The 14,129-nt window shown below is 60.3% G+C and carries 14 protein-coding genes; 6 read left to right on the forward strand and 8 right to left on the reverse strand.

The features are described from left to right. The 6 genes from ACSQ9D_RS08180 to ACSQ9D_RS08205 are packed head-to-tail and all read right to left on the reverse strand — an operon-like array spanning window position 1 to window position 5,374. Window positions 1-1,635: an NTP transferase domain-containing protein gene (locus ACSQ9D_RS08180; protein ID WP_436281815.1), complete on the reverse strand. Its 1,635-nt coding sequence runs from the start codon at window positions 1,633-1,635 to the stop codon at window positions 1-3. Beyond that, window positions 1,632-2,336: an XdhC family protein gene (locus ACSQ9D_RS08185; protein ID WP_436281816.1), complete on the reverse strand. Its 705-nt coding sequence runs from the start codon at window positions 2,334-2,336 to the stop codon at window positions 1,632-1,634. Before ACSQ9D_RS08185 ends, ACSQ9D_RS08180 begins: the two co-directional genes overlap by 4 nt. Beyond that, entirely contained in the window at window positions 2,336-2,665 is a 330-nt protein-coding gene (locus ACSQ9D_RS08190) for an XdhC family protein (RefSeq protein ID WP_072376128.1), read from the reverse strand. The genes ACSQ9D_RS08185 and ACSQ9D_RS08190 overlap by 1 nt, the downstream gene beginning before the upstream one ends. Then, complete coding sequence (locus tag ACSQ9D_RS08195) at window positions 2,662-3,924, reverse strand: vWA domain-containing protein (RefSeq protein WP_436281817.1); 1,263 nt, start codon at window positions 3,922-3,924, stop codon at window positions 2,662-2,664. The genes ACSQ9D_RS08190 and ACSQ9D_RS08195 overlap by 4 nt, the downstream gene beginning before the upstream one ends. 3 nt (window positions 3,925-3,927) lie before the next feature. Next, entirely contained in the window at window positions 3,928-4,857 is a 930-nt protein-coding gene (locus ACSQ9D_RS08200) for an AAA family ATPase (RefSeq protein WP_436281818.1), read from the reverse strand. Window positions 4,858-4,879: 22 nt separating this feature from the next. After that, a complete protein-coding gene (locus ACSQ9D_RS08205) occupies window positions 4,880-5,374 on the reverse strand; it encodes a flavin reductase (RefSeq protein ID WP_436281819.1) in 495 nt (164 codons plus the stop codon). Window positions 5,375-5,543: 169 nt separating this feature from the next. Between ACSQ9D_RS08205 and ACSQ9D_RS08210 the strand changes: the two genes are divergently transcribed. From ACSQ9D_RS08210 to purB, 4 genes are all read left to right on the forward strand, one after another. Beyond that, window positions 5,544-6,626, forward strand: coding sequence for a branched-chain amino acid ABC transporter substrate-binding protein (locus ACSQ9D_RS08210; protein WP_436281820.1), 1,083 nt, complete (start codon window positions 5,544-5,546; stop codon window positions 6,624-6,626). A 39-nt stretch (window positions 6,627-6,665) separates the two neighbouring features. Then, complete coding sequence (rpe, locus tag ACSQ9D_RS08215; RefSeq protein ID WP_436281821.1) at window positions 6,666-7,346, forward strand: ribulose-phosphate 3-epimerase; 681 nt, start codon at window positions 6,666-6,668, stop codon at window positions 7,344-7,346. A gap of 16 nt (window positions 7,347-7,362) precedes the next feature. Next, the gene (locus ACSQ9D_RS08220; protein ID WP_436281822.1) at window positions 7,363-7,854 is read left to right on the forward strand and encodes a hypothetical protein; all 492 of its coding nucleotides are present in this window, start codon (window positions 7,363-7,365) and stop codon (window positions 7,852-7,854) included. 63 nt (window positions 7,855-7,917) lie between these two features. After that, window positions 7,918-9,225: an adenylosuccinate lyase gene (purB, locus tag ACSQ9D_RS08225; RefSeq protein WP_436281823.1), complete on the forward strand. Its 1,308-nt coding sequence runs from the start codon at window positions 7,918-7,920 to the stop codon at window positions 9,223-9,225. Window positions 9,226-9,231: 6 nt separating this feature from the next. Here the strand turns inward: purB and ACSQ9D_RS08230 are convergent, their stop codons facing one another. Further along, complete coding sequence (locus ACSQ9D_RS08230; RefSeq protein WP_436281824.1) at window positions 9,232-9,720, reverse strand: low affinity iron permease family protein; 489 nt, start codon at window positions 9,718-9,720, stop codon at window positions 9,232-9,234. 70 nt (window positions 9,721-9,790) lie between these two features. Continuing rightward, a complete protein-coding gene (locus tag ACSQ9D_RS08235; protein WP_436281825.1) occupies window positions 9,791-10,594 on the reverse strand; it encodes a DUF2189 domain-containing protein in 804 nt (267 codons plus the stop codon). Between the two features lie 157 nt (window positions 10,595-10,751). Here ACSQ9D_RS08235 and ACSQ9D_RS08240 point away from each other — a divergent pair, with 157 nt between their 5' ends. After that, window positions 10,752-11,306 carry an RBBP9/YdeN family alpha/beta hydrolase gene (locus tag ACSQ9D_RS08240; RefSeq protein WP_436281826.1) on the forward strand — a complete coding sequence of 185 codons (555 nt, stop codon included), beginning with the start codon at window positions 10,752-10,754 and terminating at the stop codon, window positions 11,304-11,306. 468 nt (window positions 11,307-11,774) lie between these two features. Next, window positions 11,775-14,069, forward strand: coding sequence for a putative bifunctional diguanylate cyclase/phosphodiesterase (locus ACSQ9D_RS08245; protein WP_436281827.1), 2,295 nt, complete (start codon window positions 11,775-11,777; stop codon window positions 14,067-14,069). Window positions 14,070-14,129 lie beyond the last annotated feature (60 nt).

Raw genomic sequence — 14,129 nt, forward strand, 5'->3', positions numbered from 1 at the left:
TTATCCCTTCAAAACGCCGCCTGCCGCGATGACGGCCTCCCGCGTATCCACGTCCAAATGTGCCGAATCGCCAATATCGATGTCTACCACAGGCACGCCCGATGTCTCGATGATATGCCGCGCGCCGACGTCGCCCTCCAGCCTCATAACCTCATCGAACAGCGATTTCGGCATGACCACGGGATTGCCGCGCTTGCCGCGCGACACCGCACGGATGATCGACTGGCCGTTCGATCGCCGGAACGCTGCGATCAGTCGATCGAGATCGCCGCTGGAAACGCCCGGCATATCGGCCAACACGACCAGAATACCATCCGCATCCCGCGCTTGCTCGACGGAAAATCCTGTCGAGAGCGACGAGGCCATGCCCGAGGCGTAGTCCGGATTGTAAACTGTCATTGCATTCAGCCCGGACAGCGCCGCTTCGATGTCGTTTTTGCGGTGCCCCGTCACGACGACGACCGACGACGATCGACTACCGATCGCCGTCATCACCGATCGCCGGACGAGCGGCACACCGTCAAACTCCGCAAGCAGCTTATGTGGACCGCCCTCACCCATCCGGCTGGCTTTGCCGGCGGCAAGAACGACGGTCACGACGTTATCCGCGGGGGCCAATCGCGCCTCCGGTTCGCGAAGGCTTGGCCGCGCTTGGATTTCCATGAGAAGACCTCCGACACCCATGCCGCTGATCTCGAGTGCACTTGGCTCTTCGCCCACCAGGATTCGATCGAGCACCCAGTCGAAGCCATTCTCCTTGGGGCTGCGCGCACATCCCGGTGCCCCAATCACCGGGATATTGCCGATGCGGCCGAGAACGAGCAAGTTACCGGGATCGACAGGCATACCGACCTGCACGACCTCGCCCCCAGCCTGCCGAATGGCCTCGGGAATCACGTCCTCCGCATCGATCACGGCAGACGCACCGAAAACGATAATCATTTTCGGTCCCTTGTCGGGCTGCCGAGATGCGTCTCTGAGCGCCTCTGCAACCGGGTCCGCATGGTGAGCAACCCTTGCCTCCCTGACGAGTTGGCTGCCGGATGCGATGAGCCGGCGAGAAAGCACGCGCGCCGTCTTGTCCATCACCGCAGGCTTCAGCGACGGCAGCTGCGTCGCAATCAATGACACTGACCGGCTGGCGAAAGGTTTGACCTCGAAAGCGGACGTCGCCCGCAGCACTTCGCATGCCCTGTCCAGTTTCTCGCCCGAAACCGCGAGCGGAATGATCTTGAATGTTGCGACCATGTCGCCGTTCCGGACAGGCACATGGTCGTTGAGGCAGGCGAGCGTTATGCCGGGATCGACCCTGTTCAGGCGATCGACGGCACTTCGGCTTGCGACGAACAGCCCGTGGACCGTCGAATACACATTCACGCGCCCCGTGGACGCCTCCGAGAAGCGCAGGTGGTCGGGAGCGACGGCCTGCGCAAGTCGTCCCGCCGCGTCATCCTCACCCACGTCCCCGGGCTCGATGCGCGCTGCAATGACATGCTCTATACCCTCGCCGCGCAGTCTGTCGATGTCACCGGCGTCGATCCTGTGCCCTTTGGGCAGGCTGCCGCCTGCAAGCTTCACCGCATGCGCGAGGACCACGCCTTCGGCGACGTCGATGGAAAACGACCCGAATTTCATTTCCTGTCACCTGTGGGTGATATCTCGCGGGTCCGCAAGGTCTGGACGATCTCCGCGAGAATGGCGACCGCGATCTCTGCCGGGCTCGCCGCACCGATATTGACCCCGATGGGTGCACTGATCCTGGCAAGCGCGGCTTCGTCCACACCGTCGGCGCGCAAGCGCTCCAGGCGCGTCGCGTGCGTCTTGCGGCTGCCGAGCGCACCGACGTAGAAACAACCGATCCGCAACGCTTCCGTGATCGGGAAATCGTCGATCTTCGGGTCATGCGTAACCGCGACGAGCGCAGTATAGGCATCCAGCGGACGATCATTGAACACGTCCACCGGCCACTCCGCCGTCAGATCGATGCCGAGGAATCGTTCGGGCGTGGCGAAAGCCGTGCGCGGATCGATGATGCGGACATCGAAGCCCACAAGAGATGCCATCTGCGCCAGGACTTGGCTGATGTGAACGGCACCGATGATCACGATATGGGCCGGCGGCAGATGCACATTCAGAAAGTACCGATGCCCATCGACCTCGATCGACGTCGATTTGCCCGAGCGAAAAGCAGCTTCAACGGCACGCACCAACCAAGGCTGCACGGAATCTCCCTCGAGGACGACGCTATCGCTGCCGTTCTCAAGATCGGTCAGCAATATGGTTCCCGTGCGAGCCCGGCGAGCATCATTGAGCCGCGCAAGATTTGCGGCATCCATCAATCGAGCCTTTCGACATAGACGCGAATTCGGCCACCACAGGAAAGGCCGACGCGCCATGCGGTTTCATCCGCAACGCCGAACTCGAGCATCTTCGCCTGGCCGTCGGCGATCACGTCCAGAGCCTCGGCTATAACAGCCCCTTCGACGCAGCCTCCCGAGACGGACCCTTCGAAATTGCCATCACGATCGATCACCAGATGGCTCCCTGCCGGTCGCGGCGCCGAGCCCCACGTCTCGATCACCGTAGCGATGGCAACGTCTCGCCCGCCTTTCCGCCAGGCTTCCGCCGTCATCAACGGATCAAGGTCAAAAAATGTCCCTGTCATGCGATGCCTTTCAATGTTCCGAGGTACCGGCGCGGGTCGTATGTGGTCGACCTGGTTGCGCCGAGTGCTTCTGCGAGATCGCTCAAGGATGATAGATTGTGAACCGGTCGGAATTCGTCAACATGGGGCAGCATTGTGCGCACACCACGTGCTCGCGGCTCGAAGCCATCGAAGCGCAGCAGCGGATTGAGCCAGATCAGTCGCCGGCAAGAGCGGTGCAGGCGGTCCATCTCGTCCGCGAGCAGCTCCGTTCCCTCGCGTTCCAGGCCGTCGGTGATAAGCAGCACCACCGCACCCTGGCCCAGCACGCGCCGGGCCCACAGGCGATTGAATTCCTTTAGCGTTTCACCGATCCGCGTTCCTCCCGACCAATCCTTTACGGCCGCGGCGCATTCATCCATCGCCTCGTCCGGGTCCTTGTGGCGCATCTGCCTGGTGACATTCGTGAGGCGCGTCCCGAATAGGAAGGTATGCACCCGCCGGCGCTTCTCCGTCAGCACATGCAGAAAATGCAGAAAGATGCGCGTGTACTGGCTCATCGAGCCGGAGATATCGGCGAGAACCACCAAGGGCGGCTGGACCTCGCGGATCTCCCGGTAACGCGGAAGAATGAGGCCCGCCCCGTTGCGCAATGCCGCCCGCATGGTGGCGCGCGGATCGACGTGCGAATGAACATGCGACGGCCGGAAGCGCCGAGTGCGCACCTTGTCCAGAGGCAACTGCAGTTTCGCGAGTGCCTTCTTGGCCATGGCGATCTCCATCGCTGACATTTGCGCAAAGTCCATCCGCCGGAAGACCTCGTTGCCCGACATGGTGAGGCGCGCATCGATCTCGATGTCGGGTTCATCCCGCGGCGGCTTGCTGTCCTTTTGTTCGCCAAGCAAAGCGTCCGCGGCGCGGCTCTCGCCTGGCTTCGCCTTCTGCCTTTCGCGCGTGTCCGGCGCCCGCGGTGACATTATCGCGATCATCTTTTCGACAAGGTCTCGCGAGCGCCAGAAAAGACGGAAGGCCTCGTCGAAGACCGGCTTGTCTTCATGTCGCTTGACGAAGACGGACGAGAGTGCGGCGTGAAATTCCTCGCGCGACCCCATTCCGATTGCCTCGACCGCCTCGATGGCATCAACGATCGCCGCCGGCCCGATCTTCATGCCGGCCTTCCGCAGTGCCCTGGCAAAGAAGACGATATTGTCTGCAAATCGACCGGCACCGACCGGAAGTGGCGGAACGACGATCCCATCTTGTCCGCTTGGCGGGTCCATGCGCTATCCTGCCGCTTGCAGCTCGCTCTTGACGTCTTCCAGCACCCTTGCACCGTCGCTGCCTTGAATGCGCGCAATATCGTCCTGGTATTTCAGCAGCGTTCCGATCGTATCGGAGATCGTTTCCGGATCGAGCGCCAGCCGGTCGAGTTCCGTCAGTGCTGTCGCCCAATCGATCGTCTCGGCAACGCCCGGGTTCTTGAAAAGGTCTAGTGTCCGAAGCCGCTGCACATAGGCCACGATCTGTGCCGACAGCGCGGCATTGCAGCCCGGTACCTTGCGGCGAATGATTTCGAGCTCTTGCATGGCATCGGGATAATCGACCCAATGGTAGAGGCAGCGTCGTTTCAGGGCGTCGTGGACTTCGCGCGTCCGGTTTGTGGTGATGATGACGATCGGTGGTTCGGCGGCCCGGATGGTGCCGAGCTCGGGGATCGTCACCTGAAAGTCGGAAAGAACCTCCAAAAGGAAGGCCTCGAATGCCTCGTCGGTACGGTCTAGCTCATCGATGAGGAAGACCGGCGCGCGACCATCTGCGCTGGATAAAGCCTGCAGAACGGGTCGGCGGATGAGGTAGCGCTCCGAGAAGATGTCCGACTCGATTCTGTCCCGGTCGGTAAGTCCGGACGCTTCCGCGAGGCGGATTTCCAGCATCTGCGCCGGATAGTTCCATTCGTAGACGGCCGAGGCGATATCCAGCCCTTCGTAGCATTGCAGGCGGATCAGCGGCCGCCCCAGAGCTTTTGATAGGACCTTGGCGATCTCCGTCTTCCCGACGCCGGCCTCCCCCTCCAGGAAGAGAGGACGCTTCATCTTCAGGGCAAGAAAAAGCACCGTGCCAAGCGCCCGCCCTGCCAGATAGTCCTGATTGCCCAACATCGAAATCGTCTCGTCGATCGACGACGGCAGCGGCGGATGCGCTTGATCCGGCATGTCTTCTCCCTTTTTCAGGAAGTTATAGCGTGTGATAGTCCCGGTTCATATAGAGAAGCGCGGGTTTGGCCTCGTTGTAGCGGACCGCCACGACATCACCGAAAATGATGTGGTGTGTCGACATTTCCTTGATCTCGCTCACGCGGCAATCGAAGGAGGCAAGCGCGTCGTGAAGAACGGGCGCCCCTGTCACCAGCTTGTCGAACCGGCCCGTCGCGAAACGTTCGTCGTTGCTGAGCTGGGTGCGGCCAGAAAACGCATCGGCAAGTGCCTGATGGTGCGCGCCCAGAGTATTCAAAGCAAAGATACCGCTCCGGAAGAAGATGTCGTTCTTCGGATTGCTGTTGTTCAGGCACACCAGAACGGTTGCAGGGTCATCAGATACGGAGCAAGCGGCGGTGATCGTCACGCCACGGCGCTCCTTGCCGATTGCCGTCGTCACGAGCTGCACATGGCCTCCAAAGCGGCTCATCGCATCTCGGTAGAGGCGCGGATCGATCGGTTGCTTGTTCAACAAAGGCATTCTCCGTCCGGCGTCACCGGCTTGCTGTTTCCTGTAATATGAAGGTGATCGGTTACCTTTTCTACAAAAGCCAGGCGAAAAGCTTCCCGATTGTGCGTTTTTCTTTGACGATCGATGCCGGACGGATAAAAGAGCAGGACAACGACAGGGACCTGCAGCTTTTATGAATACTTTGCGTGGCCTAGCACTTCTGCCGATGCTGCTTCTTGCGGCCGCAGAATGCCATGCCGCGGGTCTGATAATCGGTGTCGTAGCGCCACAGAGTGGCAATCTCGCGCCAATTGGTGCGCAGATCATCGCTGGTGCCACTGCCAAGGTCCAGCAGGATGGTAGCACGATCGTCACGGTCGGAGAGACTTGCGAGGAAAACAGTGGTGCGGCAATCGCTGACGCATTGATCAATGCTAAGGTCCAGGTGGCCGTCGGCTTTCTCTGCAGCGAGACGCTCGAAGGCGCGCTGCCGAAGCTCAAGGACGCAAATATCCCGGCGATCACCGTCTCTGTGCGTTCACGCATTCTCATGGAAGACGCGCTGAAAAATGGCTGGCCGCTCTACCGAATGGCGCCGGCCGATGGCGCCGAAGCGGAAAAGATCATCGAGGCGATCGTGGGCGAGTGGGCAGCCTCGCCGATTGCGCTGATCGAGGATGGCACCATCCATGGTCGGGAGCTTACGGAAGCGATCCGAAACGCACTCGAGGAAAAAGGCCTCAAGCCCGTCTTCACCGACACGTATCGACCGGGTCAGGAGCAGCAAGTCGCTCTCGTGCGACGGTTGAGGAAAGCCGGGGCAACAAAAGTCTTCGTCGGTGGAGACCGTAGCGACGTTGCCGTCATCGCACGCGATGCCGCAGCGGAAAAGATTCACCTCGATATTCTCGGTGGCGACGCCATGCGCGCCGCCGACCAGCCGCTCGGGCTTGCGGATGGCGTTCTCGCCGTCGCCCTGCCCGACTATGCCGCACGCCCTGAGGCAAAGCCTGTAGTCGACGCGTTCCGTGCGAGCGGCGTCGAGCCCGAGGGCTATGTGCTGCCCGCCTATGCGGCGGTGGAAATCGCGACGAAGGCAGCCCAGGATGCCGCTGCGGACGACCGGCCCATCGCACAGCACATCGGCGGGACCTCCTTTGAGACGGTCATCGGAAAAATCGCTTTCAACGTCGGCCACGAACTGGCCGATAACCCCTATCGCATGCTGCAGTGGCATGCCGGTTCGTTCGTACCGCCAAGCACACCGATCGAATAGGATCTGACGCCGCGGCATGAGTTTTACGGAGAGACTTCAATGACTACGCCCATTCGCATCGCGCCATCCGTCCTTGCTGCCGACTTCGCCAAACTCGGCCAGGAAGTGCGCGACGTAACGGCGGCCGGCGCCGATTGGATCCACCTCGACGTCATGGACGGTCACTTCGTTCCCAACATTTCCTTCGGCCCTGACGTGATCAAGTCGTTGCGTTCCTACACGGATGCGGTTTTCGATTGCCATCTGATGATTGCGCCGGTCGATCCGTATCTTGAGGCCTTCGCGAAGGCCGGCTGCGACCGCATTACCGTCCATGCTGAAGCCGGGCCGCATCTCCACCGTTCGCTTCAGACTGTGCGCGGGCTCGGCAAGAAGGTCGGCGTCACGATCAATCCTGCCACGTCGCTTTCTGCGATCGAGAACGTGCTCGACGACATCGACCTGATCCTCATCATGTCGGTGAACCCTGGCTTCGGCGGGCAGAAATTCATTCCAGCGATGGCGGACAAGATCGCCGCAGCGCGGTCACTTATCGGTAACAGGCCGATCGACCTTGAAGTTGACGGTGGAGTGACGATCGAAACCGCACCGATTATCGGCAAATCGGGCGGCAATGTTCTGGTTGCCGGTTCGGCAATTTTCAAGGGCGGCTCGCTCGAGACCTACAAGACGGCGATCAGCGCCCTGCGCAGCGCCGCCGAAGGCAAATCCAAGTCGTGACGAAAGCAGGTCGTCCTTGATCTCCGAGCGGCTCAAGGCGGCCCGCCCGCCCCTCTCCGAGCTTTTTGTGGGCGCCATCCTCTGGGGCATCCAGATGTTGGCTTCGGCAATGGCCGGTCTCTATCTCAGAAACGGGATGGAGACCGCACATGTCCGTGACCTCGCAATGCTCTATTTTGCGGGCGGTTTGCTGGCTTGGCCGTTCATGTTGCCTTTGGGTCGGTTCTTTGCGCATCGACGATCCCTGGAGACACGCTTTGCAGCATTCGTCGTTGCACTTGCCGCCGGGACCATCCTGATGACGGCCTTTCTCTTCGCCATGGACTACCGGGTCTTCTACTCCGCTTGGCACGCCTCTTTCGGATCCCTCACATGGGTGTTCCAATTCGTCTTTACCGGAGCCAGCGCAGTCTATCAGTTTGCCGTGCTCGGAATTCGCCTGTTTCTTCCACTCGGCATTCTCTGCCTTTTCGGTACGAGTATAGCGCTTGCCAAACGCATGCGTTGAGATTGCCGCCTGTCTTTGCTACAGGGGCGCCAGCATTCCTTTTATGAACGAAAGCAGGAAGCCATGATCCCGCGCTACTCCCGGCCAGAGATGGTCGCCATCTGGTCGCCCGAGACCAAATTCCGCATCTGGTTCGAGATCGAGGCTCACGCCTGCGATGCGCTCGCTGAACTGGGTGTCATCCCGAAATCCGCTGCAAAGACAATTTGGGAGCGAGGCGGCGCTGCGACGTTCGACGTTGCGCGCATCGATGAAATCGAGTCCGTCACCAAGCACGATGTCATCGCCTTCCTGACGCACCTTTCAGAAATCGTAGGCCCGGATGCCCGTTTCGTCCACCAGGGCATGACCTCTTCGGACGTTCTCGACACCACGCTGAACATCCAGCTGGTCCGTGCAGCCGACATTCTGCTTGCCGACATGGACCGACTGCTTGCGGCCCTGAAGGCACGTGCCTTCGAACACAAGGATACGATCCGCATCGGCCGCAGCCACGGCATTCACGCCGAGCCGACGACGATGGGACTGACGCTGGCGCGCTTCTACGCCGAGATGAGCCGCAACCGCGCGCGCCTCGTGGCTGCGCGTGTCGAGATCGCCACCGGTGCGGTTTCAGGCGCCGTCGGCACTTTTGCCAATATCGACCCTCGCGTCGAAGAACACGTCTGCGCCAAGCTCGGCCTGGTCCCGGAGCCTGTCTCGACGCAGGTCATTCCGCGTGACCGTCACGCGATGTTCTTCGCCACGCTCGGCGTTATCGGGTCTTCCATCGAAAACGTCGCGATCGAGATCCGCCATATGCAGCGCACGGAAGTGCTGGAAGCCGAGGAATACTTCTCGCCCGGCCAGAAGGGTTCTTCTGCGATGCCGCACAAGCGCAATCCGGTTCTGACCGAGAACCTGACAGGTCTTGCCCGCCTGGTTCGTATGTCGGTGGTCCCGGCTATGGAGAATGTTGCCCTGTGGCATGAGCGCGACATCAGCCATTCGAGTGTCGAGCGCGGCATCGGGCCCGACACAACGATCACGCTCGACTTCGCCCTCAACAGGCTGGCCGGCGTCATCGAGAAGCTCGTCGTCTATCCCGACAACATGATGAAAAATCTCGACAAGTTCCGTGGCCTCGTGCATTCGCAGCGCGTGCTTCTGGCGCTGACCCAGGCAGGCGTTTCGCGCGAGGATGCCTACCGGCTCGTCCAGCGCAACGCCATGAAGGTGTGGGAACAGGGCAAGGATTTCCTGGAGGAACTGCTTGCCGACGCGGAGGTGCGTGCCGCGCTATCCGAAGAAGAAATCCGCGAGAAGTTCGATCTCGGCTACCATACCAAACACGTGGATACCATTTTCCGGCGCGTCTTCGGCGCTACCTGAGTTTGACTACCGGGACGGCGCCTTCGAGGGCGCCGTTTTCCGTTTCGGCTTCCGGGGCTTTGCCGATGTCCTTTTTTCGTTCGCCTCATCATTGGAATTTGTCGCCTTCGGCGTTCCGTTTGTCCGCCCCTCGCGCACTCCCTTTGCCGCCTTGGCGACCAGGCGATCCAAATGCTTCAGGTCTTCGTCATCGAGGTGCTCGATCCCGATGAACTTGTTCTCGGCGTGGCTCGTCAGAATAATTTCGTCGAGCTTGGCCTGAACAGCGCGAGCATCCCTGGTCTGTGCGTTCTGCAACACGAACACCATCAGAAACGTGATGATGGTCGTTCCTGTGTTGATGACCAGCTGCCAAGTCTCCGAGAAGTCGAAGAGCGGCCCCGTCCCCGCCCAGACAGCGACAAGGACGACGGCAAGCACGAACGTCACGGGTCGCCCTGCCCATTCAGACGTCTTGCTGGCAAAGCGGGTAAACAGATGTTGCGGCGTAGCCATGTGTAACTCCCTCGGGTATTCGCCTCAGCGAAACTCCGAGGGAGGTGGTCCAGTTCCAGCCCTGTGGCCGTCAGACGACCGGTGGTGCCACGAGCTTCCTGTAGAGATGCCAGCTGGCGTGGCCGAGCACAGGCATGACCAGGGCAAGCCCGACAAACAGCGGGATCGTGCCAACGATGAGGCTCACAGCGATGATGAGACCCCAGCAGAAGACCGGCACCGGGTTGGCGACGGTCGCCCTGACCGACGTTTCCATCGCGCAAACGAGACCGACGTCCCGATCCAGCAGCAAGGGAAAGGTCACGACGGTCGTCGCAAGGACGATGATGGCAAAGCCCAGACCGAGCAGATGTCCCCATATGATCAGCTGGATTCCCACAGGCGTGCCGAAGATCTCCGAGAAGAATAGGGAGATCGAGCGCGGGAAAACGTCGCCGAAGACGTTCGAATAGAGCGTCTGCGCAGCGACGAGCCAGACGACGAAGAAGCCGAAGAGCAGCAATCCGCCGGCAATGATCGATGGGAACGCCGGCGATCTTGTCACCTCGAGGGCATGTCTCCATGAGGTGTCCAGGCCGGCTTCCCGCCTGCGGCTGATCTCATAGAGCCCGATCGCGGCGACGGGACCGATCAGCGCAAAGCCTGATATCAGCGGAAAAATCATTGGCAGGAGGTTGGCACTTGATGTTGCGAGCGCAAGAAAAATGCCGGCAATCGGATACATCAGGCACAGAAATACATAGTGGGATGGTTTTTCTCGAAAATCGTCGAGCCCGCGCCGTAGCGCATCGAAGACATCCGCAACGCTGATCTTGTTGACGACCGGGCGTGTGTAGACATCGCCTGCACCCGACATAACATGGAATGCCGTCATGGCTTTCTCCTCCTCAGCCAAGATAGCCGGCAGCGAAAGGATCGGCGATAACGCCGATACGAGACGCAACCGGCACTGCTGAAAACATAACAAATTTCGGCGGCCTTGTCCCACCCTCCCTTGACATCGCCGCCAAGCTTTCTCAAATCCGCGCATCATGAAAGCTTCAGACGCCGAAATTCTCATCATCCCCGGTTATACAAATTCCGGTCCCGACCACTGGCAAAGCCGCTGGGAGGCCAAGCTCAGCACGGCTCGTCGTGTCGAACAGGCTGAATGGTCGAAGCCGGTCCGCGACGATTGGGTGAACCGCATTGCCGAGGAAGTGAATGCCGCGACGCGACCGGTGGTATTGGTTGCGCATTCGCTTGGCATTCCTTCCGCCATCCACGCAATTCCGCATTTTCGCAACAAGGTGGCGGGGGCATTCTTCGTCGCACCGCCGGATGTTGCCAATCCGGCAATACGACCGAAGCACCTGATGACATTCGGGCCGTACCCGCGCGACCCACTTCCGTTTCCGACGATCACAATCGCCAGCCGCAATGATCCCTTCGGCAGCTACGAACACGCCGATGACATCGCGGCAAGTTGGGGATCCCTCCTCATCGATGCGGGGGAAGCCGGGCACATCAACAGCGAGTCGGGCCACGGGCCATGGCCGGAAGGAACCATGGTGTTTGCGCAGTTCCTGAGCCGCTTGAAGCCGTAACGCCCTCAATAGAGCTGCATCGATGCGATCGGCAAATTCGCGAAGCCTCAGCGCTTCAAGATCATTTCTCGGCCGCTCGCGAAACGAAGGAGCGAGATCACGACCCATAGCTGACTGTACCGACGCCACGCGTCGTGGACACGCACAGACGGTTTGTGGCTGATCTGGCGGCTAGTCGCCCTCTCCGCGAATGAAGAGAACGCCCGCCAGGCCCACGAGAACGATGCATTGCAGGATGAACATCGGCCATTCTGGAGACATGTCATTCCCTCCCGGATCGGTGCAATATAGGGTGCTGCCAGACAAGTGTATGCACATTGCGGAAAAGTTACCCCGCCTCCCGGCGCATGCACCCATTACAGCACGACTAAGCATTTGTTTTTGCATTATTATTATTTTGACGACATTAAGGGCTGTTTAATTCAATGAATGCAAAATATATACACGCTAAAAGAGCGAGTATGCAGATTGAAGCAAACAACTCCCGACAAACGGGTCAAATCGAAGACCAAGCTTGACACCGCGGCGTTTGACGGCGACACGGCCCCGCAAAACAGTGTTGAACCCTCGGAACGCGAGAGCCGCTGGAACTACGCTCTTGTTGGATCGGGCCTCGGCGTCTGGGACCACGATCTGCGTCTTGGCAAACGCTATTACTCCGACACGTGGAAAATCATGCGCGGCATGGCGCCCGATGAGGATGCCGACGGCGACTATGACACGTGGATCGAACTCATCCACCCGGACGACCGGGACTTCGTCGTCAAGGCCATCGAACGGCAGAACGCCGGCGATCCGGACTATCAGATTTTCGAGTATCGGGAGCGCCACAGAGACGGCCACTGGATCTGGATCGAGTGCCGAGGCGCTTGCGTGGAATGGGACGAAAACGGCGCCCCTGCCCGGCTCGTCGGCACCGACAACGATATCACCGCACGCAAGGAGGCCGAGGAGCGGCTTGCGCATCTGTCGCGTCGCCTGGATCTCGCGCTCGATATCTCTGATATCGGCGTCTTCGAGGCAGATATCGAAAACGGCACCGTCGATTGGGACGATCGCCTTCTGGCAATCTACGGCATTACCAACACGTCTGCTTCCAGCACCGGCAACGCCTGGGAGGCGTCGCTGCATCCCGACGACAGGGATCGCGTACTGGCGACCATCAATGAGAGCGTCGCCAACAACACCGATTTCCAACACGAATTCCGCATCATCAGGCAGGACGGGATCGAACGTGTCATCCGCGCAAAAGCAGCCTTCTTTCTTGACAGCGACGGGCGCCGCAAGCTGATTGGCGCGAATTGGGATGTGACCGCCGAAGTTAGGCTCAATACCGAGTTGCAGCGCGCCAAGGATCTCGCCGAAGCCCGCAACAGGCAACTCGAAAGCGCCAAGGAGAACATCGAGCACCTGGCGTTGCACGATTATCTCACCGCCTTGCCAAACCGGCGATACCTCGACCGTATGCTGGACGAGCGTTCCGCCGAATGTCGCCGCACCGGGCTGACGCTCGCGATCCTCCACATCGATCTCGACCGCTTCAAGCAGATCAACGATACGCTCGGCCACCGCGCCGGCGACGCAATGCTGAAGCATGCAGCACAGGTGCTGACGGGGAGCGTCCGTTCGACCGATTTCGTCGCCCGCATTGGTGGCGATGAATTCGTGGTCCTCTGCACACTCGATGTCACGCCGAAGAAGATCTCCAATCTGGCGGAGCGCATCATCCGCGAGCTCTGCAAGCCCATTCGCTACGAGGGCCACGATTGCCGTTTCGGCGCCAGCATCGGCATTGCGACTGAAAGCGGTCCGGCGCTCGATGCCAAGCAGCTTCTGCTCAATGCTGACATCGCGCTCTATCGCGCGAAAAGCGGCGGACGCAACCGACACGAATTCTTCTCGACCGACGAGCGGCACCGCATCATCGCCAGCAAGCGGCTGGCGGACGAAATCCTCCTCGGTCTCGAGCGGGGTGAATTTGTCCCGCTCTACCAGTTGCAGTTCCATGCCCGAACGCTCGATGTCGCCGGCGTCGAGACGCTGGCGCGCTGGCAGCACCGGGAACATGGTTTGCTGGCGCCTGATCGTTTCCTGACGATCGCTGAGGATCTGGATGTGGTCTCCACCATCGACGGGCTGATCCTCGAGCAGGCGCTCGCGGACCGGCACCGATGGGAGCACGAGGGTCTTCTCATCCCGAAGATTGCGGTCAACGTGTCGTCGCGTCGTCTCGGTGATCCAAACCTTGCGAAGAAGCTTCGCGGCTTGAAGATCGAACCTCGCACAATCTCGTTCGAGCTGCTTGAATCGATTTCACTCGACGATTGCGACGATGCCGTGATCGCCAATCTCCGGCACCTGCGCCGCCTCGGAATCGACATAGAGATCGATGACTTCGGCACCGGCCATGCATCCATTGTCAGTCTTTTGAAGCTGAGTCCGAAGACCTTGAAGATCGACCGCGAGTTGATCCGCATGCTGCCACATTCCGCCGAGCAGCGGAAACTGGTCCGCTCGATCATCGATATCGGCCGTTCGCTGAATATCCTCGTCACCGCGGAGGGCGTCGAAACGATGGACCACGTCCGCATTCTCTGTGATCTCGGTTGCGATATGCTGCAGGGCTACGCGCTCGCCCGCCCCATGCCCGCCCTGCAGATACCGCCTTTCGTGCGCGCCGCGTCCTGGCGCGGCGTCGAGGGCCTTGCGCGTGGTTTGCAGCACGATTTGCGTAAGTCGCTCAGCGGCTCGGGCGCGAGATAAAGGCTTGCATGACTGCCCTGACGCCGCTGCGTCACATTCCGTTGGCCGCGAAAAACCTGT

It is taken from the genome of Rhizobium sp. LjRoot258 (genome assembly GCF_964254185.1).
GTDB lineage: Bacteria > Pseudomonadota > Alphaproteobacteria > Rhizobiales > Rhizobiaceae > Rhizobium.